We start from the raw sequence: 25,942 nt of genomic DNA, 5'->3' as shown, positions 1-25,942 counted from the left end.
GGTGACTACTCTGCTGCTAATCAAGAACGTGTAGCCGATCAATATGTTACTTCACGTTATGGTTCATGGGATGCTGCCCAAGCATTCTGGTTAGCTAACGGTTGGTACTAAGAAGTACAAATAGAAAATAAAAAAATTGGCGGGAATCCTTAGGTTTCAGCCAATTTTTTTGCGTATTTTTTTTGTTGAAACTTTGTTACTTTCTGATTGGTCTCTTGGGTCGAAAACAATTGCTTTTCCAATTGTTGGATATTGTTTTCAGCTTCTCGAATGACCTTCACTAAATAATTTTTTTCTGCTTTTAGTTGTTTTACTAAATATTCCAAATAATCATTTTCTTTTTGAAATTCTTCTATTGTTTTATTCTTTTTTCTCATAAACTTGCTCTGCGGATCTCGTTTATTCTGCTCTGGTTTTTTTATTCCAATTTCTGAGGGCAAAATAGATGTATTCACGATTTTGTCATAAAGCTGTTTATATTCTAAACGCTGACTATTCGTATTTAAAGAAATATGTGCTCTGGATGTGTTGTTTCCAGAAATTGCGGCCTTTTTTTGTTTGAGAATCATCTCAAGCTTCAAAGAAAGTTCAGTTTCCAACTCATTCTTTTTGTATTTAGTGATCATTTGAGCAGAATTCAAACGTCCTTCTTTCATTGGAATCAGACCGATATGTAGATGTGGTTGCTCTTCATCAAAATGTACACTTGCATAAATAATATTTGCTATACCATAAAATTTTTGAAATGTCTGTACGACTTGTAAAAAGAATAATTTCATTTCTCTACTTGATAATTTTTGTAAAGAGTACTCCTCGAACAAGACACGCCATTCAACCAAGACTGTCCAATTAGAGCAGACTGACTTAGATGCAGATAGATGCGTCAACCGACGTTTAATGGCTTTCTTATAGTTTATATTTTTTTTGTTCAAGACATCATAATTCAAAAGGGTCTTTTCAGAATGAACGATCAGTGACTCGCAAATTTCTCTTTGATTGTGGATTTGAACCTTTTCTAATTCATAAAAACGATAATTTTTTCTTTCTAAACTAATTAGCTTGATCTTCTTCCCTCCTCTAACATCAAATTACTTATATACTTATTTTATGAAATATCGATCTTAAAAACAAACCTATATCTTCCTATCTCTAGGTAAAAATATAAGCCGCCTTGCCATAAAAAAGAGGACTTCTTCCCCAAAAGAAATCCTCTTTAATCATTAGCCAAAATGAGCAATCAATGTGTACTAGAACTACCCCAAAGTCTATGCTACCCATTATTTTGAATCATCAACTTACGATTATGGTTCCATCAATCGTTGTTGTGTTGATCAATTCTTGTTTGTCGTACATTTTATAATAGATTTTTACAGTATGCTCCCCTTTATTCGGTATGTTTTCAAAAGGAACAGAGGCGATTCCATTATTTGGCGGTACTAACCCTGAAACATACAATTTTTTCTGATTAGTGGCTAAATAATATTCTACTTGGATATTGTACGCATTCTCTCCACTATTACGAATATCGACATTTGCTTTCCCGTTCTTGTCTACTTCAATCTCATGTTTTAATGTAATCCGAATATTGTCTTTATCAACTTCAGTTTGCATCAATTTCAATAGATCGTCGTTGTTCAATTTAGAAATATTCTTGTCTAATTCTGGAAGTCCAGTAACGACCTTTGGGGGAGATTGATTAAAATAATAGTATCCACCAACTCCGAGTGCGAAAAACAACACTACTAGAGCTATGAGGATATATGTTCTTTTTTTATTCTTGTCTTGTGTTGCATTGTTACTATGTGCTATTTTAAACACTCCCTTCTCTGTCGTTGCTGAAAGTTGTTGCTTTTATTTTAATTTTTATAAATACTGACATTTTTAAGTTGATGTTCATTTCGAGTAATCTTACTGCTCTATCGACTCGTTGTTCACCTAAAAAATATGTGCGAAAACACCTGATCACGGGTTTCCAAAATAACTCTATGCTATATTTAACTACTTGGTGTCAACTCAATTTTTTAAAGCTGTAAAATTGAACGTCATTGTATAAGAAGGTTTGATGACTTCATCCGCTTTGAATCCTTCAGCGATCTCACCTTCGAATTTCAAATATTTACTTTGTCCCATACCGATAGTCGCTAAATGGGTCGGTGTATCTAAGAACTGTCCTGCAGCACTTTGCAGACGTACGCCTGCTTCATTGACTGGTGTAAAGAACAAGTCTTGTTTGACACCTGAATTTCCTGTTTCAGAAAAACTTGATACCTCAACCATCACATCACGTACTTTTGAATTATTGGTGATCGTATATAGCGGAGATAAGATATCTGGAAGAATTTTTCCGTCTTCAGACATCGCATTCGCATAACGAACTGTTGTTGGAACAGTGATATCTACATAAGTTTTATCTTCTGGATCTACTGGCGTCCATTCTCCGACCCATCCAGAAACTGCAACGCTTGCATTGTCTTCACCTTTAATCGTTTGTCCTGGTGAAGGATCTGGTTGACCAGGGATCCAACCTAAATCTTGTGCACTAGCATTCATCGTTCCGACAGCCAAACCGCCTAGTAAAACAGACGATAAAAGAATCATACTTGTCAATTTTTTCATTTTTCTTTTTTCTCTCCTTATTGAAATAGTGAATTATTTCGTTCTGATAGCGATACCTACTTTGACCCAACTGTCTTTTTCCCGATTCACAGTGACAAACATCACTACCGAAAAAATAGAAAGCAGCAATCCGATTGCTAGAATATGACCTTGTTTTTTTACGCCAGTTTGTGGAAGATTTGCAGAAGAACCTGAATCAGATGGTGGAATTGCTATAGTTGGTTTTTCTTTTGTTCCAGCGCCATTTCCTTGATTGTTTGAACTGACATCCCATGGTCCTATCGTTGCTTCGACACGAACATTTTGTGTATCTGTAGCTTGCGCATGACAGTTTGTTGTAATACCTAAATTGATTAGTATAATACCTGTCAAAATATACAAAAATTTTTTTATTTATTCCTCACCTCCATTACTTAATGACGCAACTTCCACATCTATAATTATGCTAAAAAGCGAAAAATAATTAAAACCAAGTTTTACCGATAGGTTGGTAAATTGACGAAAAACTCACTTGATCACGCTGTTAGAAAATATAAAAAACGCTTCAGCAGAACGTCAGTCATCCAGATCATAATTACTCTCTCTTGAGCACTCATCTGTTCATACTCTGGCTCCTGCATTCAATTTAGTGTGATAATAATCAACTAATTTATTGATCACATCTTCATCAAGATAGTCTGAGATACCAATGGTAGGAATACCAAAATAATCTTGCGAATAGATATCTGTTAAAATACAGTCGAACTTTTGCAAATAATCTTTTTGGATTCTCGTTGAAGGATTCATTATCTCTATTTTGATATTGTGTCTAAAATAAAACTGGATTTCTTCTTTCAGCATCCTCATGTGATCATACGAACTATCCAATAAAAGGGCGACCTTTATGCTGACTTTGCTGGCTCTTACTTGGACCCATAACTCAGACCAGGAAGTAAGCAATTTAAAAACAGATTGATGGATCATTTCATCCAAATAAGAAAGAAACGGATTTCCTAACGAAAAATAAATATCAAAGAACTCATCTCTTAATGCATTGATCAAATCTGGACTATCTCTCAACGTATTTTCAAAAAAATCTGCCTTCTTATTATGTAGGACGTAAGTTGGCCTAGCAGCACTTAACGTAGTCCAATAAATATCATGAACAAGCTTATCTTTATTCTCGCAAAGGAGATGGAACTGTTCTTCTAGTAAAGTGATGACAGCTTTGATTTCGTTTTTGATCGCTACAGAATCAATATCGATTCCTTCATAATTGAATCGTGCTGTGGGATGGATTGGTTGATAAAATTCATAGAATAATTGTGGAAGATTCTCTTCTTTGATTTCTACATCAAATATATTATGTATATTGGTAATTATTTTCTTTTTGTTTGATAGATGTGAAAAACTAAACGGAATAATATCTGAGGGCATCTTGTACCCTTGCTTCAAGCGGGTTAATCAAACAAATAATTGGAATTTTATATTTCCTAAAAATAGATGATTGTCATTATATACGATTGCCCAGATCATATTTTCTTTAATAAACAATTCAATGATATCTGAGATCAAATTGATTTCGTCTTTCTGGATCAACTTCTCAGGCAAACTATATTTTTCCGAAAAATAGACTGCAAAAAAATCCCGAATGTTTCCCTCATTACCGACAATTTCCAGTTGTTTAGTTATTTGAAAATCAAAAAAGCGTAACTCATGGTTGATACGGTTAATGACACGTGCCACCTGTGTTTCTGAAACATACAAGATGTCACTTAACTCTTCTTTAGAATGGACAATTCCAAAAAATACTGTTTCTAAAAGTGTGTACTCTAAACTCTTTTCGAGTATCTTAGAATAAATAAATGACTTTGGGGTCATCAGGTCTTTCTTTAAAATGACACCTGATCGAAAAGAGGTTTCAATAGACAACGGAGCAATCATCTCATTCACTTGAGAAAGATCATTTCGGATTGTTTTCTCCGAGCTATCAGCTTTTTCTGCTAATTCAGAAGTCGTGATCCATTCTGTTTCCCAAAGTATCTCTAAAATATTTAATTGACGTTTCAAGCGCCCGTCTAATATTTCTCTCATTTTTCTTCCACCTCTCGTCTTAACGAAAAAACTCTTCTAAAATAATTTTTAGCACAACCGCTCGCCTAAAAATAACCGTAATATACCGAGCGCCTGGTAAAATAACATTAGCAACGTTACAGTTTAGTTTTTTCTATGTCAAGACTTCTTACATTTCCTAGTCGACCATTTATGAATAACTCCAATTGGGATTGCATTTTTTTCATCTGTTTTTTTCAAATAATAAAAATAGGATACATAAAAATCGTGTCAAAGAAAAAAACTCAAAAAAAATAGAGATAGGCCTGATTGAACGTATCTCTTTATGTATCTTATTTATTCTTCTATTCCCCACGACCTATGTCAAAAGCGTTGCTTTAAATCCTTCGCTCATTTTTTTTACTATTAAAAAAAAGATGCAATTTTTTTATGAACTCTTCTCCAAAATAGTTTGGTATACCAATCACGCTTACTTTTCCCAGCTCATCTATATTTAATAAATTGGTTAAAATACAATCATAGCAATTCAAGCGGGAAAAAGTGATTGGATCATCTGGTAATAAAATATCTACTTTGTACATATTTCTAAAGTGATATTCGATTTCTTCTTTTAACATGATCATATGTTCTTCCGGCGCATCTAGTAGTAATGCTGCTTTGATTTTCATGATCGTCTTACGAATCTCTACGCGAAACTCATGCCATTGGGTCACTAATGTATAAATAGACTGGTAAAGTATATTATTTTTATCCTCAGCAGATAGGGATAGGTCAGAATAAATGTCGGCAAAATATTTTTGTAAGTCACTGGCGATAGCTTGTTTATCTCTCAATGATTCCAACACGAATTCTTCTTTCGTATTGTGTAAAATATAACTTGGACCAACTGTTAGAAAACTACTCCATAAAATTGCATGGATCAAAGCATCTTGGTTTCGGCATTCGATTTTCAGTTGCTGACAAATCATACCAATCAATTGTTCAAGTCTAGTCTTTAAAGCAAACTGGCTCGCTCCTAACTCAAGACAGGTTTCAGTGACTTTAAAAGGAGCATAATAATGTTCAAAAATGTTATGCAAAATTTTTTCTGTCAATGAGATTCCAAAGACAACTTGCCACCGTTTATTCAATTCTTTGTCTTCAGTAATCATCGTGTAATCGAAGAAATGTTGCTTTTGCTCTAAAAAATAGTCTGATTTACAACGATAAATCGCCACAAGTATTTTCATACGCATTTTATTCAATAAAAAATGATATTGATTGTTCGCAGCAATGATCGCCGTATTTGCTTTATAGAATTTTCGGATCACCTGATCGATCAATTGAAATTCTTTTTCTTTGAAAAAATGGTCTGGGGAAAGATATTTCTCATAAAATAGACTTGAAAGTAATTTACGGATATTCCTTTCGTCCCCAACAATTGTTAAGTCAGTGGTGATTTTTATGCCATATTTTTCAAACCCTTTATTTAGTTTCACTTGCAATCGATTCAATTGTGTTTCAGAAATATACAGTCGATCGCACACTTCTCCTTTCGTGATATGGGGATTAAAAAGAATCATTTCAAGTAGCTGACATTCAACACTCTTTTGTAAAAAGAGCGCATACAGGTGTGTCTTAGAAATACACATTTCTTTATTTAAAAAGACGCCATGTTTAAAGGATGTCTCTATTGTTAATGGTTCAATGATCTCATTTAGCTGTTTGATATCTGTGCGGATCGTTTTCTCAACCCCGCCGATTTCCTTGACTATTTCAGAAACTGTCACCCACTCTTTGTTCCACAACAACTCTAATAAAGCGAGTTGTCTCAAACTCTGCTTATTTAATACTTCCTTCATTTTCCCCTCCTGATAGAACTATTTGTCATTTTATTACTCCCCCATAATTCAATTTTAATTTACTAAACGAAAGATGTCTATAACTAGATTAAAATATAAACATAGTAATATTAAAAATCATTTTATAATTACACCAATGTGTACAATTATGTTTGAATAACAGTCCTAAATTTATTAATAACAAATATAACTATTTCAAATTAGTTTCTATTATAAAAAACTGAATAAAACCGTTTCAGCTGCCGACCTTTCTGTCTCGACCTCTTCTCGCTTCACGAACTAATACGCTTCGGCATCATTCACTTCAAATTTCTGCCTTATCGTCCAGTATTCTATGAAACTTTTTTAGAAAAAAACTTTACATCCACTAGTGTACTATGTATACCAGTACACGAGGGTACGGTATCAAATGGAAGGAGCAACGCCATGATTACGATTGATAAAAATAGCAGCAAACCCTATTACGAACAGCTGATGCTTAGCATTAAAGAAGCGATTCTCCAAGGTATTTTACAGCCCGGTGACAAGATCCCCTCAGTACGTGAAATGGCAAAACAACAGTTGATGAATCCTAACACAGTCAGTAAAGCGTACAAAGTTTTGGAATCCGAGCAAGTTTTAATCACAATCAAAGGCAAAGGAACCTTTGTCAAAGATTTTGCAAAATTGCCGCGCGATGAACTTCGCATTGCACAGTTAAAAGACCAGATGAACGATCTGGTCATCGAAGCAACACATCTAAAAGTTACAGAACAAGAACTCATTACTTGGATTAAACAAACTCAAGCAGCCTTAGGAGGTCCTGAACATGAAAGTCATGAAACTTTCAAAAATGATTGAAGGTAAACAAATTCTCAACGACATTCATTTTGAACTTAAAGCAAACGAAATCGTCGGCTTGATTGGTCGTAATGGGTCTGGCAAAACCACTTTGTTTCGTACACTAACCGGTCAATATTTACCCAACAAAGGAGAGATCGAACTTGATGGTATCTCGCTATTGACCGCAACACAGTCAAAATCAGAATTGTTTTACATTGATGAAGCAGAAAATTTTTTAGCACCCTACACGTTGAAAACGATCAATCAGTTTTACCGTACTGCCTATCCGAATTTTAACCAAGATTTATTTCTTACATTGACAGGCTCGCATCAGTTCCCCTTGCACGTGAATTATCACGGCTTGTCAAAAGGTATGCAAGGTTTGTTTAACATGATTTTAGCCATCAGCTCAAACGCGCGCTTTTTATTGCTTGATGAACCTTTTGATGGCTTGGACGTGATTGTACGCAAAGAAGTCATCGGCTTATTATTAGAACATATCAGCGACAATCAGCACACCGCATTGATTGCTTCACACAATTTAAATGAACTTGAAAATTTAGCTGATCGTGTCTTGTTGTTGAAAAATCAGACCATCATTAAAGATTATCGTCTGGAAGAAATGCGAGAATCCGCTAAAAAAATCCAAATGGTTTTCAAAACAAAAAAAATCCCATCACTTGTCAAAGAACACTCAAGATTATTGACCATTCAAGGACGTGTCATCACTGCGATTTTTGAAGATTTTAATCAAGATTTGGCTAACAAGATCCAAACACTTCAACCAGTTTTATTTGAAGAACTGCCCTTAAGTTTAGAAGATTTATTCGAAGCTAACTTAAAAGAAAAAATGCCCCGCTAGAAAGGAAGAATCACATGGTAAAAAATATCTATCTCACGCGTTACAGTAAAATCTTGTTGCCATTGATTGGTTTGATATTACTCATGTTTGCCTTCAATGCTTGGAGTAATGTTAAAAATTGGCATGATAACGAGCGCTATCTAACTACCGACAAAGAATTAAAAGCAGATTTTAACGCCTATCCGGAGTACTACACTTATTTGGATGAGAAAAAACAAGAACAGATTCCCTACGCTTCATTTGAAAAATATATCGAACACCAACTATATGTCTACCATAAAAATGATTTTTCAGACAAAATATCGCAAAAAAACGACCCAAATCAAACTTATTTCAACCAATCGAGCAACGTAGCTACACTGTTCGCACTTTTTTTAGCCTCTTTTGTTGGTTTTTGCTTATTTTTTGTCGATCTGAAAACCCATTTCACACGCTTTTTATTTAGCTTACCTGTCAGTCGGAAAGAATTATTCGCCAAAAAGCTGCTCTACCTTGCCTTACCATTTTTAGCAACGATTTTCGTTGGTCAACTACTCTATCTGGCGATTCTTCGTTTAGGAATCCCACAACCGTACTTAAATGCGAGTCTAGGAGATATGTTCGCCTCTGTTGTGAATAGTTTTTCGTTGATCATGGTGTTCTTTTGCCTAAGTGTCTTTGTTGGAGTAATGGTAGGTAATTTGGTGTTTGGCCCATTGACTTGGTTTGTCTTTTTGATTTTTTTATGTCAAATCCCAAGTGCCGTAAATGGTCTTTTGTATACTGTCACCATGATGTACTCACCTTTTTTACGTGATTTCGACTTCAACACTTTATTTATTTTTGAAATCGGCAAAACGACTGGACATTGGTATATGAGCCTGTTGTTTTTACTTATCAGTGTTTCTTTCATCTACTGGGCATATCGCAAGTTCCAGGTCATCAGTTTGGAACATGAAAGCGAGTATCTTTTAACACCTGAATCACGTTGGCAAATTTGGCTTTTCATGACCGTACTCACAAGTTTTGTCTTAGTGTTTGCCATAAAAAATCCTTGGCCTTATTATCTGAGCGGCTTGCAGTACAACTTTGAAGTGTCATTTATGACTACGATGATGACAACACTTACTATAATTGTCATTTGTGGCGGGATTTGTTTTGTGGTCGTTTTCTTTTCCAGCATCAAGCGCTTTTTCCGCTCACTTAAAGCTCAAAGATTGGCGCGTTAGTATCCAAAATAACCCTTAAAGGAGGATGACGTGATGCAACAACAGCTTTCTTTACTGGACTCAATTTTGGACTTATTTGTTATCAGTCCACTCAGCATCTTGGGCGTGCTCGTTTTGCTCGTTTCCTTGTACTTCTCGTTGGTAAACGCCAGTTGGAAGCAAAAACTGCGCGTCAGCCTGGCATCATGTTGCTTGTATTTTTTTTGGGTGATTGCCTTAACAAATATCTTTGGTACCCCAAGTTTAGCGGAATTTTTCCGCTTGCATGATTTAGATGAGAAAATTTTCAATCCTAACATCGAATGGGGCTTTCTCGCAGATGGCTTTTCCCGTAGCTTTATTTTGAACATCCTCATTTTTATGCCTGTGGGATTTTTAGCCCCTTGGATTAGCCCAGTTTTTCAAAAGCTGAAAAATACTTGTTTGTTGGTCTTTTGTGCCTCGCTTGCGATTGAAATCAGCCAACTGTTTACCTTGTATCGAGCAACTGATATCAATGATTTGCTCGCAAATACCTTTGGTGGCGTCTGTGGCTTTGCTTGTTATTGGTTATTGGCCAAGATTTTTACTACCAACAAGGAAAGTTCGCCTGCTAAACCACGCTATCTGCCAATCATGATTCTTATATTGGGCGGTCTGGTGACTTTCTTTTAAGATTTCAGAATTTCTAAGAAAAAGAATGAGCCAAACTTCATCATTCGCAATTCAGCGAACAGAAGTTTGACTCTTTTTTTGCAATCATTTTTGATAAAGAGCACCATTTTGACTTAAAAATTCTCTGTCAAAATCAACTCGTTATGCAAGGACAGTACATTGCATAGGCTCAACAAAAAGAAATCATAAGCCTGTTCAAATCCTTAAAAACTCGAACAAATTCGTTTGAACTTGTTTCTCTAACTTTTCTTGAGAAACTTCCCTAATTTTACTGATCTGATGGAAATGGTCTTCAAGTAGCATTAAGTATTCTTTTGTAGGAGCAGGAGTCCCTAATGCCCATTCGATCGCCCCTAATCCGTCTGTTTCGACTAATAGACGATTGAAAGGGACTCCTTTTGCTAGTTGTTGCACTGCCTGATTTATTTTTAAATCAACACCGATCGTAAAATAGCAACCTGCTTCGATATATTCCTTTTGTAATTCCAGAGAAGAGTACCAATGAACAAGATAGCGATTTGGATATTCTTTGATGAACGTCAATATCTCTCTTTCACATCCTTTGGTATGCAAAACAACTGGTTTATCCGTTAATGCGGCATACGCTAGTTGTTTTCGGAATAATTTGACTTGGTGCGCTAAAGGAATATTAGTCCAAACACGATCAAGCCCTATTTCACCAATGATGGCTGCTTGTTGAAGATAAGGATAGATTTCTTCAAAAGTATAGTCTTCTGTTTTCCAGGGATGGAGACCAAAACTTAGATATTGATGACGACCAACAGCTAATTGCTGATTCTTTTGCCATTCCTTGGGAGAATCACAATTGATGATCGTCAAGACATCATTTTCTTGTTGGAGTATTGCAAGTTCTTGGTTTCCTTCCAAATGGCAATGCGCATCACTAAGCAATCGAATCACCTCCCAATAATTGGTAGATTTCTTGTTTTAAAGCAGCTTGACCGATCAGCCATGCACGTGTTCTTTCCACCGATGTAATCTTGATAGTGGTCAGAACTTTCGCCGGTCGTGGCGACAAGACAAAAATCTGATCTGAAAGATAGATTGCTTCCTCGATATCATGGGTGACTAAAATAGTTGTCCGTTTCATTTCTTCTGGAAGAGAAAGTAACCAATCTTGCATCTGTGATCGCGTCATCGCATCCAACGAGCCAAATGGTTCATCTAATAAAAGATAGGGTGCCGGATTTAGCATTGTTCTCAGTAGCGCTGTCCGTTGCTGCATCCCACCTGAAAGTTGCGGTGGCAAAAAATGCTGATAGTCTTTTAATCCAAAAAGTGCTAAATCATCCAACACTTGTTTTTTATCGATTGTCTTATGGTTGATTTTTTGATATAACGTCACATTTTGGTAGACACTTAGCCATGGCAATAGCATATTTTCTTGTGGCATATAACTAAATAGTGTATTCAACTTACTTGTTTCTTGACCATCTATCAGAATTTTGCCAGAGGAAGGTTCCAGAATTCCTGTCAACACTTTCAATAAAGTTGATTTTCCGGCACCACTTGGAGCAATGATCGACGTAAATGTATTTTTGGGGATAGACAGATCAATCTCTTTTAAAATTTCAAGTTGGTTGATGGTTACGCTGAGGTGTTCAACTTCTATCGACATGCTTCCTTCTCCTATTCGATAAACTGATTCGTAAATAATTCTTTCGCAGATATTTTCTCTTTGATCAGACCATTTTCCTTCATAAAGTCAGTATAGTTATCCCATACTTTTGCATCCATCATTCCCCACTTAGCAGGATCATCCGTATAATTTTTCGATAAGAATTCTTGTGAAGCATCTAAAAAGGTTTGTTCGTAGTCACTTGCGTAATTGTGTAAGATTTTTGCGCCTTCTTTAGGATTTTCCATTGCTTCTTGATAGCCTTTTTTAGTAGCATCCATAAACGCTTGGACTGTATCAGGGTCCTCTTTGATCATCTGATCATTCGTGATGATCAGCGGAGTATAATAGTCTAACCGTTTATCCAATTCTCTTAAAGGCATATAATTCAAGTCGATCCCCAACTCTTTTGCTTTGATCATATCCCATCCTTCAAAGTACCATTGGATATCTGCTTCCTTCCCCAAGCTTTGAGGGCCTTCACCATTGCTGCCAATGATCGTCAATTTAGAAAAATCTGCTCCTTCTTTGTTCATCGTGGCTTTCAGTACAGCTTCTTCGCTTGGACTTTGCCACCCTGCATACGTTTTTCCTTCAAAGTCTTTGGGTGAGTTGATTCCACTATTTTTTAGCGAAACAAATCCTGATGTGTTATGTTTGATAATCGTGCCGATCGCCTTAACGGGAATATTTTGACCATCCACATGTGCATATGTCACATCCTCTTGATAACTGACACCAAACTGAGCTTTGTTTGCACCGACTAGACCGATGCTCGTTGAATCATCCCCTGGTTCGATGATCTTCACATCTAAGCCTGCATCTTTATAATACCCTTTTTCCTTTGCCAAATAGATACCGGTGTGATTTGTATTCGGCACATAATCAAGTACTACTGTAACTTTCTTTAATCCTTTTTCTTCCGGTGCTGCTTTTGATCCTGTACTACAAGCTGTTAAAGCAAATAATAAAGGAATGAGTAACCAAATTTTTTTCATTTTTTTCTCCTTTTATAAACAATATAAGAGCGTGGGACAAAAGTAAGAAACACTTTTGCCTCATTCTTTAAAAACGGATAAACGGTAGGAGCAGAAGCAACTCCTTCTTAAATAAACCGAAATCCACAAAAATTTGAAAAGCAATTTTCATTAATTTCTTCTTATTTCTCGGAGTTAAACACTTCTGTCCCAGCCTCTTTATGAACGATATAAGATATAGTAATATCCTTTTTTTAACAGTACAGTGAGTATATTTAACATTAGACTTAGGATGATCACACAAAAAATAGCTGCAAATACCTTATCAATTTGATAACTATTTTTTACACGAATCATATAATAACCTAAACCCGCTTGCGCACTTAGCCACTCTCCAACGATTGCTCCACTTACACAATAGGTCGCAGCTACTTTCAATCCTGAAAAGAAATCATTTGATCCTTGCGGAATCTTGATGATCCGATACAGCTGCCATTCATTCGCTCCCATTGTTTTAAAAAAGCTGATCTGCTCACTTGAAACTTTACTTAACCCATCGGCAAAAGCAACCACAATAGGAAAGTAGCTCATCAAAATAACTAAAATCACTTTAGGAAACAGCCCAAATCCGAACCATAACGCCAAAAGCGGTCCAAGGACCATGATCGGTAATGTTTGTGAGACGACTAAAAGTGGATACAAAGAATTTTTGAAAATTTGCCAGTGGTCCATAGCAATAGCTGTCACAAAAGAAAGTAAGGCCGCAATGGCCAAACCGATGACTGCTTCTTCTAACGTTACGAGAGAATGATAAACGAGCGTAGCCCCATCTGCGAACAGAGCTGAAAGAACATTCAGCGGACTTGGTAAAATAAATGCAGGCGTTTGAAAGATTTTTACGAATAGTTGCCAAAGGGCTAATAAGAAAATAATGCTTACAACTGGATAAATTTTTTTCTTCATTTCTCCCCTCCTTTTCACATGTTTCAAGGGCACATCAAAAACGCCTGAAATCGGGTGCAACATAGAAACCCCAACTTCAAGCGTTTACTACGTTTCTCCCTTCACCAGTGTTAACTGACAGGTTCGATGGGTCTAAGTTCACAACTTACTCTCATGTCGTCGACGACATCCCCAGAAACAATCTTTATTTTTGTTTAGTGTAACACAACTTATTTTTAGTAACAAGGTACTTTACTTCAGCAAATAGGAAAGATCACTAGCTAAAGTTGGATAGCCGAGAATCCATTGATCTAGCTCTGCTTTTTTTACTTTTTGATTGATCAATAGAGTTAGATCATTGATCAAATCATCTGCTTGTTCGCTGATAACAGCAGCACCAACTAAAAAATCATTCGCATCATAGATAAGTTGAGCCTTCGCTAGAGGTTCGTTTACTCGATGGTAGGTAAACCAATCTGTCATTGATACATCGATCACTTGGTCTTTTTCAGTTGCCTGTTTTTTTGTTCGTCCGACCTGTGCCACCTTCGGACTGCTGTAAACGATCGTTGGGATTACCGGATAGTGGATAGGTGCTGTTTTCCCCGTTAAATAATCAGCAACATAAGTCCCTTCAAACGTCGCAACAGGAGTTAGTTTGGGTTCATTTTTTGCGATAATATCCCCACATGCAAAGATATTCGGATTACTTGTCTGTAAATACTCATTGACGACGATTCCTTGCTTCACTGTGTGTACACCTGCCTGCTCAAGTTGCAGATGTTCAATATTCGGCCTTCTACCAGTAGCAACGAAAATTGCATCTGCCTGTAACTCTTTGTCTTTTGAAACAAGACGATACGTAGATGCTTCTTGAATGACACGCTGTGACTCAAAATCAAAAATGAAAATGATCCCTGCCTTTTGCATTTGCTCAACTAAACTGTTGACCAACTCTTCTTCAAATCCTTTTAAAGGTTGCTGATTATGATGAACGATCGTTACCTTGCTTCCAGCAGCATGAGCAATCATTGCTAATTCAAATGCAATATAACCTGCACCGATAAAAATAATCTCTTTTGGCAATTTTTCCAACGCTAAAAAGTCCGTACTAGTTTGCAGAAATTCTTTTCCTTCAATAGGTAAAATAGCTGGTCGCTGCCCAGTCGCAAGGACATAATGCTCAGCAGTGATGGTTTCTTCTCCCACTTTGATCGTTTGTAGATCGATAAACTGAGCAGTACCAGATAAATGATCGATTTTTGCAGCCGCTAGTTCTTCTTGGCGATTTTTAGAAACAGGATCTGTGAATGTTCGTTTGAATGCTTGCAATTCTGCCCAATCAACAGGAGGTACATCCGAGAAACCTTTACCAATGAGTTGTTCGATTCTTTTTCTTGCTTCAACACCATTTAATAGAATTTTTTTCGGGTCACACCCTCTATTTGGGCAAGTTCCCCCCCAAAGGTTTTCTTCCACGACAAGCACCTGTTTTTCTGCCGCTTTCAACCCATACGCAGCACTTAACCCAGCCACCCCTGAACCGATGACGACCGCATCATACTTTTTCATTGTCTTCTTCCTTTCTACTTAGAAAAGCAAACATATCTCCTCTCGTGATTTCACCAGAAATACGTTCATTTTCCTGAATATTTACAGATTCATGATCAACCAACAATGCAAAAACTTCATTCAATGGCGTATTAAATTGAACTACAGGACGATCTTTTTCGCTGATTCCTTTTGTGTAATTCTTGGCCAAGAGGATCTCTTTTACGGTTTGTTCTTTTTGAGAAAGAGAATCATCAAAAAAGCTTCGCACAAACTCGTTCTTCGGATTGGTCAGTAATTGTCCCGGTGTCTCGCATTGGATCAACTCTCCATCCTTCATTACCGCTATCCTTGTTCCTAGTTTGATTGCTTCATCCATATTATGCGTAACAAAAACGATCGTCGTTCCTAGATCCTGATGCAAAGACAATACCAGATCCTGTAAAGAGGCCCGCGACAAAGGATCTAGCGCACTAAATGGCTCATCCATCAAAAGCACCTCTGGATTTGCTGCTAATGCTCGAATAATCCCGATTCTCTGTTGTTCTCCTCCTGATAATTCCTGAGGCATCCTGTTTCTATAGCTAGTGGGGTCAAGTCCAACTTTTTCTAACAAACGATCTGCCGTCTGTTCCCTTTTTGTTTTTTCCCAACCTAGCATTTCTGGAATGACTTCAATGTTTTGTTTGACCGTCATATTCGGAAACAGCGCAATTTGCTGTAGTACGTACCCCATATTCCATCTCATTTTTTGCAGATCATAGTCTTTCAATGCTTTCCCTTTGAAAGAGACTTCACCTGAAGTAGGCCAAGAAAGACCATTTATCATCTTCAATGAAGTCGTTTTTCCACTACCAGAAGGGCCAACGAGCACAAAGATTTCCCCTTCTTCGATTGCTATATCTAATTCTTTAATTGCGTATTTGTCCCCATATTTTTTTTGAACTTTATGAAATTCAATCAGTTTTGTCATTTGTTTTCCTCCTTCAGTAGTCCCTCTTCTATCAAGAATGCATGAGCAACTTCTGCAGGTTGTTTTTTCTCCACGTTTACTTGGTAGTTCATGTCGATCATCTGTTCTTCAGTGATTTTGTTTGAAAGTTTCTCTAGTGCTTTAACGATACTCGGATGTGTGTCGGCAAATTCAGTGGTCATCAAAGGTGCCCCTTGGTAAGCTGGAAACAGGCCTAAGTCATCTTCTAAGGTGACTAACCCATATTGCTTCAATTCACTATCTGTCGAATAACCGTCTACGATGTTCACATCACCATTATTGATTGCTTGGTATCTGAGACTAGGTTCCATACTCTGTACACTTGGAAAATCCAATCCGTACGTTTCTTGAATGCCTTTATAACCGTCCGATCGATCAATAAATTCTAGCGTAAATCCTGCTTTGATCTGATTTTCTATTTTCTTCAAGTCAGAAATCGTTTTTAGTCCATTTTCCTGTGCAAAGCTGGCTTTAACTGCTAGTGCATAGGTATTCTGGTAAGCCATCGGTTGCAACAAACACATCTTGAATTGTTCATTCAATAAGGTGTTGGCTTGCTCATAGGTTTCTTCTTCATTTAATTTTTTATTTTTTAAACTGTCAGGAACCTTCACTAAACTTTCCAAAACAGTTCCTGTGAATTCAGGATAAATATCGATTTGTTGATTCTCCAAAGCACTGAACAAGAAACTTGTTTTACCAAAATTAGGTTTCAGTTCAACTTTAGTATCTGTTTCTTCCTCAATCAGTTCCTTATACATCTCGATCAATATATCTGGCTCCGCTCCAAGTTTACCAGCAATAGTGATCTTTTCTTCCTTGAATATCTCACTTTGAGCCAATGAAGCACCACCGATTCCTAACAGGATAACGATCAATGTAATCACTGTGTATCTAGGCTTTAAATGTTGCAGAAGTCGGATCAAACTACTAAAGACAATGGCTAGTAACGCTGAACTGATCGCGCCAATCAACGTCAAGACAGGTGTATTACGGTCGATCCCTAATAAAATGAATGTTCCTAAACCACCAGCCCCGATCAAAGCTGCTAATGTAGCCGTACCGATGATCAACACTAAAGCTGTTCGAATACCTGAAATAATGACAGGAAGCGCAATAGGAAGTTCTACTTTGATCAGCCGCCTCATTCTAGACATACCGAATGCGCGAGCTGCCTCTTCAATTGACGGATCAATCTCACTCAGACCAATATACGTACTTTGAAAAATCGGTAATAGCGCATAGATGACCAAAGCGATCAATGCTGGCAAAGTACCGATCCCGACAAATGGAATCAACAACCCCAATAACGCTAATGAAGGAATTGTTTGAAGAACACTTGTCGTTTGTAGTAGTACTTCAGCCATTTTTTTATGGTTGACTGACCAAATAGCAATTGGTATTGCGATCAAAATCGCAATCAACAACGCAATCAGTGATATGGATAAATGTTGAAAGGTAGCTGTCAGTAACTCACCTTTTCGCTCATTGAGCGTTTGTATAAAATTATTCATAAGACCTTCCTTTCTAGCTATAATTCAAGTATAAACAACGAACAACAATTCCCCAACTAAATTGACCTCGTACAAAAGCAGTACGGATAAATACTTTCTGCTTTCCTCAAACATTTCCATTTACGGGAAGAGAATCTGGTACAAAAAGTATACATTTATCCGTGCCTCTTCAAAATTTCTTCCGACTTCCTCGTATTCTTTCTTTGAAGATAGTTGTTTAGAAAAAAGCAAAAAAATACACACCTTATGTTCTAAGACATAAAGTGCGCGATTATCGAATATAAATCAAAACAGCCAGTAAATATTGGACCTCGTGGGGGAGATTTTTTTTACTGGCATGTTCAACGATTATTATACTGGAAAACCAGCTATTTTTACTAAAAATGTAACAATCAGTTGTTTTGAGATCATAAACGTTGTACTTTTCCCCTTATTTCCTAAATAAAATAAAAATATTTTGTTAAATGATCAACTGTTGATCCTTCTCTTTTATTCCATATAAAGGTAATTTTTCTTTATCTTTTTGATAAAAGATTTCTTTCTCACGATTTTTCATCAAAAAAACCAATAGTTCTTTCATCGGAAGTTGTTTTTGCCCTTGGGTAAATAAAAAATTGCATTGCCCAGTTTCAGTTATTTCGACACCAGTCAAAGGATAGGATCGACTGTTGACTGTTAATTCGATGCTTTCGTAAGGTTTTTTTTTAGGTGGATTTGATAAAACTGTCAACAAATCTGCAGCACGCATCTTTTTTCCCCTTTCTGACTATTTTTTTATTTTTCCTATTGAAGAATAAGTATCTATCAGTATAATAAAGAAGTTGCTGAAAATTTTCAAAAGGAAAGAGGTTAGACATGAAAAAAAACAATTTATTGATTGATCTAGTTGGCATTACTCTGGGAGCTGCACTTTACAGCTTAGCCGTGACAGGGATCAATATTCCATCAAAGTTAGCAGATGGCGGCGTTACTGGTATCGCACTTTTATTAAATAATTTATTTGGCTTTGCTCCATCTATCACTTCCTTGATGATCAATTTACCTTTATTACTTTTCTCATTGTTCATTTTTGGAAAGCAAGCATTTTTACGGACAATTGTTGGTACTTTTGCTTTGGTTTTCTTTTTGCGTACATGGGAAAGTCTTCATATACATTTTGCGGTGCAGAATCTTTTGGTGAATAGTCTGATGACTGGGCTCCTTTCTGGGATTGGTTGTGGGCTTGTTTTTCGCTTTGGTGGAAGTACTGGCGGAACAGACATCCTCTACCAAGCATTTGAAAAATATTTTCAGATAAAAATCGGAAAAAGTTTATTTTTGATCACTTTTAGTATCTTAGTCGTTTCCTTACTCTATTTGGACCTGCGGCATTTCTTCTATACATTGATCAGCTGCTCGATCCTCTCATACACTTTGAACAAAGTGAAGTATCTGGAGATACCACTTTCATTCAAAATTTTCAAGAGAACATCCCCTAAACCATTTGAAGGATTGGATTCTGCCGAACAATTTGACTGATTTTCAAAAAAAAAAAAAACGAGCAATACAAAAAACGTATTGTTCGTTTTTCTTTCCAATTTCTCAAACCTAACCGACTTTTGTCTCGACCTCTTTTTATTTTTTGAAATAACTATTTTCACCTAACGAATTCCCTTGGTCTTCGATCAATCCTTGTAAAGATCGTTCCAAAATACCGTGGCTACGCTCTTTTTTACTTTGTTCTGGCGTGCTCTTTTCTACCTTATGGAAAGGTTTGACAGAAGGTTCATCTACTTTTTTTCTTGATAAGGTACTTGTTCATTATCAAATAATAAATAAGAATCTTCCGTTTTTTTCATTGATTGGATCAATTCGCTATCTGGAATCGTCTGCTCTTTCGGTTCGGAAATAATCGACGCTGGGACATATTTTGGCACAAAATAAGAACGTTCTCTTCTAGTTCTATGCGTCTCCGTTGTCCTTTGCGTACGTCCTTCATTCGAAGATCTAGTCGTTGAAAATGACCGGTTTTGGGTCTTCGGTAACGTTTTTCCCACTTCGTTGTGTCCTGTGTAATCAGGCAGATGTTCTTTGTATTTTTCCAAATCTTCTTTGACGACAGTTGTTTTCTTGGAATGACCTACTTTGCGGCGTTTGCGTTGTTCTTTTTCACTATCCTCTGCAAAATGGAATTCTTGCATTGGTTCAAACATTGGTTGCTTTGTTATTTCTGTCAATAACTCATCATGTCCATCAAACAAGACACGTTTTTCTTTTTTCGGTAGCTTTACACCTGTTACATCATCGTAGGCGGGAAAACGAAAATGCTTTCGTCTAATTTCTTTCATTTAAACCATCCTTCTCATCAATGGAGCTTTTCTAAATAATAGCATAAATTTGTTGTTTTCAATAGTAACCTCTTCTAAAATCCACTACTTTCTCATTCAGCAAGTTGTTTCTCTTAATATCAACTCAGGGAAAAAACGACGATATCCTTGACTCTCACCTTTTTCAGTAATTTTTTTCAACAGCATTTCACCACATACTTCTCCCATTCGAACAATGTCTTGCTTCACTGTAGTCAATTTTGGGGAACTGATTTGATCAAGAAATACACCATCAAAGCCAATCACGCCGAAATCATCTGGTATTCGCCCTTTTTCTTTGGTGATCCCTCTGACGATACCTAGGGCTAATCGATCTGAACTACAAATGAAACAAGTTTTTTCTTGAAAATCCTGCCAATTTTCTGTCAAATAATTTTCAGCCATCGTTGAATGATTCGGAAACCGTAAAATCTTAGATGGAAGATCTTGATCCTTCATTATGGAAAGATAGCCGTTCTCTCTTGATAACTCAAAAGGCTCATCTTCATCGATACCAATATAAACGATCGTCTGATAACCGTTATCTAACGCATATTGTGTAGCTTTTGCCGTTCCATAATGGTTGTCACTATCTACATAGTCGTACCCAAAACGGTTTTCGCCAAACAATACCACAGGCTTTTCCAAACGATCGATCCAATCAAAATCTTTCTCTCTAACACCAGTAATGATATAGCCGTCACAGGAACCTACATCGAAGGCATCGTTTGTCACTAATTGTAAAGAGTAATGGGCTTTTCCGATACACTTTGCGATTCCCATCAGCAAATTCATATAGTAAGGTTCGGTGGTATCGATCTCTTCCAAGATAAATAATTTGATTATTTGGGAACGATTTGAAACAAGTGCTTTAGCAGCTATATTCGGGCGATAATCTAGTTCTGCCATTGCAGAAAACACCAACTCTTTCAGTTCGTCTGTTACTTGTTCAGGATGATTGATCACTCTGGAAACAGTCATTTTGGAAACATTGGCCTTTTTGGCAACATCGGCTAAAGTCGGCATAAAAAACTCCTCTCCATGATAAAAACGTTTTATTCATTAAGAATAGTATAGCAAATTTCCATCCGTAATTATGCAAAAAATCAAAAATACAGCAACTTAGATCAAACAAATAAATCGAAATCCATATCTAGACCAAGAAATGGCATTTCGATTTATTTGTGCTATTCTTTTATAGATAAAACTGTTGCATCCTCAATCTATTTTATCCATCATCTTACCTAGAAAATCAGCAGCTTCTTCCATCAAAGGTACCTTCACCATATGTCGTTCGGTTATAGAAGACCGAAAAACGATCTTCTCACCAAAAGCTGTATCTCGGTTTTCATCAACGAATTCTTTCGTATGGGCAAATGGGATCTTTTCATCTTTTTCACCATGCCAAAAATACAATGGGCGTCCAGCTAATTTTTCTGGATGTAAGGACAAATCGTATTTTTCGACCCAAGAAATCAAATCAAAGTAATCTGCGGGCAATTTATAATGGTATTCATTTGCTCTTTTTTGGATTTCTTTTCCATATTGAATCGGTGCTGGTGACCCCATCAAACAGATACCGCCAACCAAACGTGGATGTCGAGTCAACAAGGCACAAGTGGTCATCCCACCCATCGATACACCACCTACCGCTACCTTTTCGTGGAGTAATCCTCTTTTATCTAAATGTTCGATCAATGTACTAAATTCGAATAAATTCCCATAAATACTACTCCAAAAAGTATAGGATGGGACAGAAGACACTGGCTGCTTTCGTTCACCGTGGTTCATCGCATCTGGTAATAAAACACGAATGCCCTTCTTGGCAAATTTTCTTCCTTGTGTCAGTACAAGTTCTTTACTGGTTTGCCAACCATGATAATAGATGACTATCGGAATCTTTTCATCTCTTAACTCTTCCAATACGACCTCTAGAAGTGGAATATTTTTTACTTTTCGTTTCAATATGAGTGGACTCAAGTGTTTACTCCCCTATCTTCATAAGTGTCACATACCGAAATAATAGCCAGATATTAACTACAATTTGGAATAAACTGATTATACCAAATAAAATTAAAAATAAATTAAAAGATTTAGAAAATAAAAGAAGTGCACAAATTCCTGTCACACCTAATCCTAAAGAAAGAAGAGGATAAATCGAGAAATTCAAGAAACTTGCAATACTTCCGAAAATATTTCCGATAAATATGGTTGCAAACAAAAAAATGCTTAAAATCAATCCATCAGTCAACGATATTTGGAATAGTAGATCGTTTGTTTCGATCGGTTTTTGTATGGAATATACACCGAGATATACACAAGCGACAATACTAGCTATATGAGTTATACTGATTATTCGATTGATTGTTTTCATTTCTATCACCATCTTCCTGTACCTGTATTATATTTTTCTATAATTGAATTATAATCATTTTATCATTTTTTGTGCATTTTAAAACTCATTTTTTAATTTTTTCTATAATTTTTAGGATAATATGGACTTTAGAACGAACTGAAGGGAGATTATTATGGTCGATACACGTATGTTACTGATGATTTTTTTTATTAATTTTGCTTATATCACACTTAATACGCTACGCTTTATGTTAACAATGAAGGGGTACCGTCTGATTGCCCCATTAGTCAGCATGGTCGAGATCACGATTTATATTCTCGGGTTATCTCTTGTGTTAGACCGTCTAGACAATCCTTTGAATCTATTTGTCTATGCCCTAGGCTATGCTGTTGGGATCAGCGTTGGCATCTTGATCGAAGACAAGTTAGCACTAGGTTATATCATGGTCACTACGATCTTGCCAACTAGCAGTACAGTAGAACAACATCTACCGCTCATCTTACGACAACACGGGTATGGCGTTACTCAAAGTTCCGCTATGGGTCTTGAAGGAGAACGTGTTGTACTAGAAATTCTTTCTCCTAGAAAAAATGAAAGAGAACTTTATCATTTGATAAAAGAAATCGAAGCACGAGCATTTATCATCTCTTATGAACCAAAATACATTTCTGGTGGATTTTGGACGAAAAAAGTACGTAAACGTCAATCGCATTGAGCGTTTCTTTTAACGATCAAAAGAAATAAAATGAAATTAGTCTGTTCCTATTAGTCGTTTCTTTTCATTTTGATTAAAACCTATCGACATATACTCATCATTTTGTTATTATATTCATATCAATCTATTTTCAGGAGAACCTATGAATATAAAAAAAAGAACCACCAGATTTTTACTGACAGGCTCTACTTTTGTTTTATTAACTACTATCCTATTTTTAAGCTACGCTTGTTTGAAAACATCTAGTATTCCCTGCAATGCGTTCGGTTGGTTATTATCGGACCACTCTGAACTTGCTCAGATAGAAGAATTCCCTTATCTATTGATTCTTTCATCGCTGTGCGGTTTCTTGTTTTCTGTTTACTTTCAAGCTTATGTATTTTACCAATTGCCAGGGACGATGAATGAGGCTGCCGGAGTTTTCACTGCATTGAAAGTTCTTTCTTTGATCAGTGTTTTCTTTTATTCGTTTAATCAGTCCTCATTATCCGTTTTTATAATCAATGGATTAGTCGTCATCTTATCTATTTTCACCTATTTTATTTTCTCATTGATTTTTAAAAAGTTAAAGTTACCGCGTTATATCCAGTTCGTCTCACTTTTTTGTTTTGGTTATAGCATGTTTTCTTTCTTTATTCTAGCGTTAGCACCAACCTTTGACCCAGAAAATATTCAAATCACCAGCAACTTTATAGATTTGTTATTCATGTTGAGTCTTGGGTGGATGATGTGGAAAGTAAAAAAAGAGGCAGAAACAGAAGTCATCAACTCCGATAAGTAAGAAGGAGTTGCTTCTGCTCCCGCCTTTTTTATTTATAGTGTCTGGGACAAATCTAAAAATTAGTTTTGCTACAGACTCTCGAATAAACGGTGTCCAAAAGTCAGTTTTTTCGGAAATTTCGAAAAAAACGAGCGTGGGACAAAAGTAAGAAACACTTTTGTCTCGACCTCTTTTATCGTTTTTCTAAAATATAAGAGTAGTCAGTCAAAGATAATTTTGCAATCAAAGATTCATATACTTTTCTTTTTATATATGCCCGTTCTGCTGGAACGATCTTGGTGTCCAAAACAGGGCAAACGATTTTTTCTTCACTTGGATGAAAGATTGGTAATCGTATTTCTTCGATTTCATTTGTTTCTATAGTAGCCGATAAAACAAGTGCATCAAAAAAGATGCTTGGACGGCGTTTTTTGTATTTCTGTTTTTGGATATGTTCTAAGATGACCTCGATCTGGTCGAAGAAATAGGATTCGTTCACATCACCGATGGTATGTGCTAAGTCCGTAAAATTCTTTGGCATTGGTAGTTGTTCTTTCTGAATGTAGAAATAATTTGCCAAGGTGACTGGTAAGTCCTTCTCATGGTTCACTGAAATAAACTGATACTCTTCATTTCCAGCACTTACTTTGTTGACAAGAAGAATATCCGCAGTTGTTCCATAAAAATAATCTTCTTCACCTTCAAAACAATAACGCCAAACCTCTTCTCCCATAGCTAATTGCTGTTCTTCTTGTGATAATTCCCGCAGTTGTGGCAGAAGTTCATTTGTGATGTTTTGACTTTCAGTAAGGTCTTTTTCATTGTTGAAGATCGGAAAATTCAACATATATCGTCTATTTTCACGGAGCACCAATTTTTCTTCAATCAATTGATCTAAAAAATGTTCGAATTTTTTCTGAGGAAATTTTGTTTTTAGTTCTCTTAAAATAATTTCGTGCTGTTGATTTTCATACATATATGCCACAAATTCTGAAAAAATAGGTTGCTCGATTATTTTTCCTAGCTTTTTTTTCTTGCTATTTGAATAGAAATAATTCATTTAGTTCCCTTCTTCGTTGTTTTCTCATTGAATAAAAAAGGCAGGAGAATCGTCGCGTTGACTTTCATCCCACCTTTTCACTCATTGGCCACTATTTGATCATTTTTTAGTTAAATGCCGCTGTCAATTGAGGGACAACTTGTTTCTTACGAGAAACAACGCCTTTCAATAGTGCCCGATTATTTGTTAATTTTGTTTGGAAAGCTTCTTCGACTTTATCGATTGCATTTCCTGCTACCAATAATTCAGAATCGCTATCTAAAATATTTGTAACAACTAGTACAAACAAATCATATCCATTCTTAGCCATCTCATCAGTCATCGCTTCTTCAAGCTCCGTTTGGCGATCCATGACTTCGTTTAGATCAACGGTATTGATTTGAGCGATCCGTACATTTGCTTCACCCATTGGGAAGCTTTTTGCATCTAAGTCTAGAAGGACTGCTGCTGTTTTATCGCTTAAGTTCGTACCAGCTTTTAGCATATCTAATCCATAAGCTTCTAACTCAACTTCGGCTAGTTCAGCAAGTTCTTTCGCTGCTGCTACATCTTCTGGTGTACAAGTTGGTGATTTGAACAACAGTGTATCTGAAATGATTGCAGACAACATGATCCCAGCGATCTCTTTCGGAATAGCCACTTGATTTTCTTTGTACATCTTCAATACGATCGTACTTGTACATCCAACTGGTTCTGCACGATAGTAAAGTGGGTTTGCTGTTTCAAAATTAGCGATACGATGATGATCGACAACTGACAAGATCTCAACATCGGCAATATCAGAAATACTTTGTTGGAATTCGTTATGATCGACAAGCATCACTTGTGTAGCTTCGCCTTTTGCAGAAGCTACGACACGAGGGGCAGCAAGTTTGAAATAGTCTAATGCATATTGTGTTTCTTCACTAGGTTCTCCTAAAGCCACAGCTTCAGTGTCCTTACCTAATTGATTTTGCAAATGTGCGAAAGCAATCGCTGCTCCAATTGCATCTGTATCCGGATTTTGGTGTCCAAAAACTAAAATTTTTGACATT

The 25,942-nt window shown here is 36.4% G+C and carries 28 protein-coding genes, 1 pseudogene and 1 riboswitch; of the genes and pseudogenes, 8 read left to right on the top strand and 21 right to left on the bottom strand.

Going from position 1 to position 25,942, the window contains the following annotated elements; all coding sequences use genetic code 11:
• On the top strand, positions 1–111 hold a 111-nt coding region (locus tag DVW83_RS09200; RefSeq protein ID WP_446717768.1), incomplete at its 5' end, for an aggregation-promoting factor C-terminal-like domain-containing protein.
• A gap of 38 nt (positions 112–149) precedes the next feature.
• Here the strand turns inward: DVW83_RS09200 and DVW83_RS09195 are convergent.
• The 7 genes from DVW83_RS09195 to DVW83_RS09170 all read right to left on the bottom strand — a co-directional run bounded on the left by DVW83_RS09195 (position 150) and on the right by DVW83_RS09170 (position 6,509).
• On the bottom strand, positions 150–1,055 hold the full coding sequence (locus DVW83_RS09195; protein ID WP_104662090.1) for a plasmid recombination protein: 906 nt from the start codon (positions 1,053–1,055) through the stop codon (positions 150–152).
• Between the two features lie 235 nt (positions 1,056–1,290).
• Complete coding sequence (locus DVW83_RS09190) at positions 1,291–1,818, bottom strand: hypothetical protein (RefSeq protein WP_104662089.1); 528 nt, start codon at positions 1,816–1,818, stop codon at positions 1,291–1,293.
• A 195-nt stretch (positions 1,819–2,013) separates the two neighbouring features.
• Positions 2,014–2,616, bottom strand: a complete 603-nt coding sequence (locus tag DVW83_RS09185; RefSeq protein ID WP_104662088.1) for a hypothetical protein — start codon at positions 2,614–2,616, stop codon at positions 2,014–2,016.
• Between the two features lie 33 nt (positions 2,617–2,649).
• A complete protein-coding gene (locus DVW83_RS09180; protein ID WP_224784393.1) occupies positions 2,650–2,997 on the bottom strand; it encodes an LPXTG cell wall anchor domain-containing protein in 348 nt (115 codons plus the stop codon).
• A gap of 219 nt (positions 2,998–3,216) precedes the next feature.
• Positions 3,217–4,032, bottom strand: coding sequence for a hypothetical protein (locus tag DVW83_RS15505; RefSeq protein WP_238699397.1), 816 nt, complete (start codon positions 4,030–4,032; stop codon positions 3,217–3,219).
• Positions 4,033–4,059: 27 nt separating this feature from the next.
• A complete protein-coding gene (locus DVW83_RS15500) occupies positions 4,060–4,689 on the bottom strand; it encodes a helix-turn-helix domain-containing protein (protein WP_238699396.1) in 630 nt (209 codons plus the stop codon).
• Between the two features lie 356 nt (positions 4,690–5,045).
• Entirely contained in the window at positions 5,046–6,509 is a 1,464-nt protein-coding gene (locus DVW83_RS09170) for a helix-turn-helix domain-containing protein (protein WP_104662087.1), read from the bottom strand.
• Positions 6,510–6,935: 426 nt separating this feature from the next.
• Here DVW83_RS09170 and DVW83_RS09165 point away from each other — a divergent pair, with 426 nt between their 5' ends.
• The 4 genes from DVW83_RS09165 to DVW83_RS09145 are packed head-to-tail and all read left to right on the top strand — an operon-like array spanning position 6,936 to position 10,055.
• On the top strand, positions 6,936–7,349 hold the full coding sequence (locus DVW83_RS09165) for a GntR family transcriptional regulator (protein ID WP_104662086.1): 414 nt from the start codon (positions 6,936–6,938) through the stop codon (positions 7,347–7,349).
• Complete coding sequence (locus tag DVW83_RS09160; RefSeq protein ID WP_174784274.1) at positions 7,318–8,193, top strand: ATP-binding cassette domain-containing protein; 876 nt, start codon at positions 7,318–7,320, stop codon at positions 8,191–8,193. The genes DVW83_RS09165 and DVW83_RS09160 overlap by 32 nt, the downstream gene beginning before the upstream one ends.
• Positions 8,194–8,207: 14 nt before the next feature.
• The gene (locus DVW83_RS09150) at positions 8,208–9,401 is read left to right on the top strand and encodes an ABC transporter permease (RefSeq protein WP_104662085.1); all 1,194 of its coding nucleotides are present in this window, start codon (positions 8,208–8,210) and stop codon (positions 9,399–9,401) included.
• A gap of 33 nt (positions 9,402–9,434) precedes the next feature.
• Complete coding sequence (locus tag DVW83_RS09145; protein WP_104662084.1) at positions 9,435–10,055, top strand: VanZ family protein; 621 nt, start codon at positions 9,435–9,437, stop codon at positions 10,053–10,055.
• Positions 10,056–10,250: 195 nt separating this feature from the next.
• Here DVW83_RS09145 and DVW83_RS09140 read toward each other — a convergent pair whose 3' ends face one another.
• From DVW83_RS09140 to DVW83_RS09100, 8 genes are all read right to left on the bottom strand, one after another.
• Positions 10,251–10,967, bottom strand: a complete 717-nt coding sequence (locus tag DVW83_RS09140; protein WP_104662083.1) for a TatD family hydrolase — start codon at positions 10,965–10,967, stop codon at positions 10,251–10,253.
• On the bottom strand, positions 10,960–11,694 hold the full coding sequence (locus DVW83_RS09135; protein WP_104662082.1) for an ABC transporter ATP-binding protein: 735 nt from the start codon (positions 11,692–11,694) through the stop codon (positions 10,960–10,962). The genes DVW83_RS09140 and DVW83_RS09135 overlap by 8 nt, the downstream gene beginning before the upstream one ends.
• Before the next feature lie 11 nt (positions 11,695–11,705).
• Complete coding sequence (locus DVW83_RS09130) at positions 11,706–12,692, bottom strand: ABC transporter substrate-binding protein (RefSeq protein ID WP_104662081.1); 987 nt, start codon at positions 12,690–12,692, stop codon at positions 11,706–11,708.
• Positions 12,693–12,890: 198 nt separating this feature from the next.
• Positions 12,891–13,634, bottom strand: a complete 744-nt coding sequence (locus tag DVW83_RS09120) for an ABC transporter permease (protein WP_123862473.1) — start codon at positions 13,632–13,634, stop codon at positions 12,891–12,893.
• 79 nt (positions 13,635–13,713) lie between these two features.
• Positions 13,714–13,818, bottom strand: a riboswitch (TPP riboswitch).
• Between the two features lie 47 nt (positions 13,819–13,865).
• On the bottom strand, positions 13,866–15,185 hold the full coding sequence (locus tag DVW83_RS09115) for a dihydrolipoyl dehydrogenase family protein (RefSeq protein WP_104661920.1): 1,320 nt from the start codon (positions 15,183–15,185) through the stop codon (positions 13,866–13,868).
• A complete protein-coding gene (locus DVW83_RS09110; RefSeq protein WP_104661919.1) occupies positions 15,172–16,137 on the bottom strand; it encodes an ABC transporter ATP-binding protein in 966 nt (321 codons plus the stop codon). Before DVW83_RS09110 ends, DVW83_RS09115 begins: the two co-directional genes overlap by 14 nt.
• On the bottom strand, positions 16,134–17,672 hold the full coding sequence (locus DVW83_RS09105) for an ABC transporter permease/substrate-binding protein (protein WP_123862475.1): 1,539 nt from the start codon (positions 17,670–17,672) through the stop codon (positions 16,134–16,136). The genes DVW83_RS09110 and DVW83_RS09105 overlap by 4 nt, the downstream gene beginning before the upstream one ends.
• 460 nt (positions 17,673–18,132) lie before the next feature.
• Positions 18,133–18,420 (bottom strand): hypothetical protein, encoded by a 288-nt coding sequence (locus DVW83_RS09100; protein WP_123862476.1) that lies wholly within the window; start codon positions 18,418–18,420, stop codon positions 18,133–18,135.
• Between the two features lie 107 nt (positions 18,421–18,527).
• Between DVW83_RS09100 and DVW83_RS09095 the strand changes: the two genes are divergently transcribed.
• Positions 18,528–19,190: a YitT family protein gene (locus tag DVW83_RS09095; protein ID WP_123862477.1), complete on the top strand. Its 663-nt coding sequence runs from the start codon at positions 18,528–18,530 to the stop codon at positions 19,188–19,190.
• Positions 19,191–19,286: 96 nt separating this feature from the next.
• On the opposite strand, the pseudogene DVW83_RS09090 reads toward DVW83_RS09095, so the two are convergent.
• From DVW83_RS09090 to DVW83_RS15495, 4 genes and pseudogenes are all read right to left on the bottom strand, one after another.
• Positions 19,287–19,999 (bottom strand): annotated as a pseudogene (locus DVW83_RS09090) (hypothetical protein).
• A 96-nt stretch (positions 20,000–20,095) separates the two neighbouring features.
• A complete protein-coding gene (locus DVW83_RS09085; RefSeq protein WP_104661960.1) occupies positions 20,096–21,043 on the bottom strand; it encodes a LacI family DNA-binding transcriptional regulator in 948 nt (315 codons plus the stop codon).
• Positions 21,044–21,235: 192 nt separating this feature from the next.
• Positions 21,236–21,997: an alpha/beta fold hydrolase gene (locus DVW83_RS09080; protein WP_104661961.1), complete on the bottom strand. Its 762-nt coding sequence runs from the start codon at positions 21,995–21,997 to the stop codon at positions 21,236–21,238.
• A gap of 4 nt (positions 21,998–22,001) precedes the next feature.
• Positions 22,002–22,391, bottom strand: coding sequence for a hypothetical protein (locus DVW83_RS15495; RefSeq protein WP_238699394.1), 390 nt, complete (start codon positions 22,389–22,391; stop codon positions 22,002–22,004).
• A 154-nt stretch (positions 22,392–22,545) separates the two neighbouring features.
• On the opposite strand from DVW83_RS15495, the gene DVW83_RS09070 reads away from it, so the two are divergent.
• Both DVW83_RS09070 and DVW83_RS09065 read left to right on the top strand, forming a co-directional pair.
• A complete protein-coding gene (locus DVW83_RS09070) occupies positions 22,546–23,088 on the top strand; it encodes a DUF2179 domain-containing protein (protein WP_005878182.1) in 543 nt (180 codons plus the stop codon).
• Between the two features lie 142 nt (positions 23,089–23,230).
• The gene (locus DVW83_RS09065; protein WP_174784273.1) at positions 23,231–23,869 is read left to right on the top strand and encodes a hypothetical protein; all 639 of its coding nucleotides are present in this window, start codon (positions 23,231–23,233) and stop codon (positions 23,867–23,869) included.
• Between the two features lie 172 nt (positions 23,870–24,041).
• Here DVW83_RS09065 and DVW83_RS09060 read toward each other — a convergent pair whose 3' ends face one another.
• Entirely contained in the window at positions 24,042–24,908 is an 867-nt protein-coding gene (locus DVW83_RS09060) for a DUF1803 domain-containing protein (protein ID WP_104661963.1), read from the bottom strand.
• Between the two features lie 106 nt (positions 24,909–25,014).
• Positions 25,015–25,941, bottom strand: a complete 927-nt coding sequence (locus DVW83_RS09055) for a manganese-dependent inorganic pyrophosphatase (protein WP_104661964.1) — start codon at positions 25,939–25,941, stop codon at positions 25,015–25,017.
• Position 25,942 lies beyond the last annotated feature (1 nt).

Origin of the sequence: Enterococcus sp. VV15 (assembly GCF_005236045.1) — a bacterium.
Classification (GTDB): Bacteria; Bacillota; Bacilli; order Lactobacillales; family Enterococcaceae; genus Enterococcus_B; species Enterococcus_B durans.
Note: the sequence above shows the minus strand (reverse complement) of the source record. Positions and strands in the feature narration are given on the sequence as shown.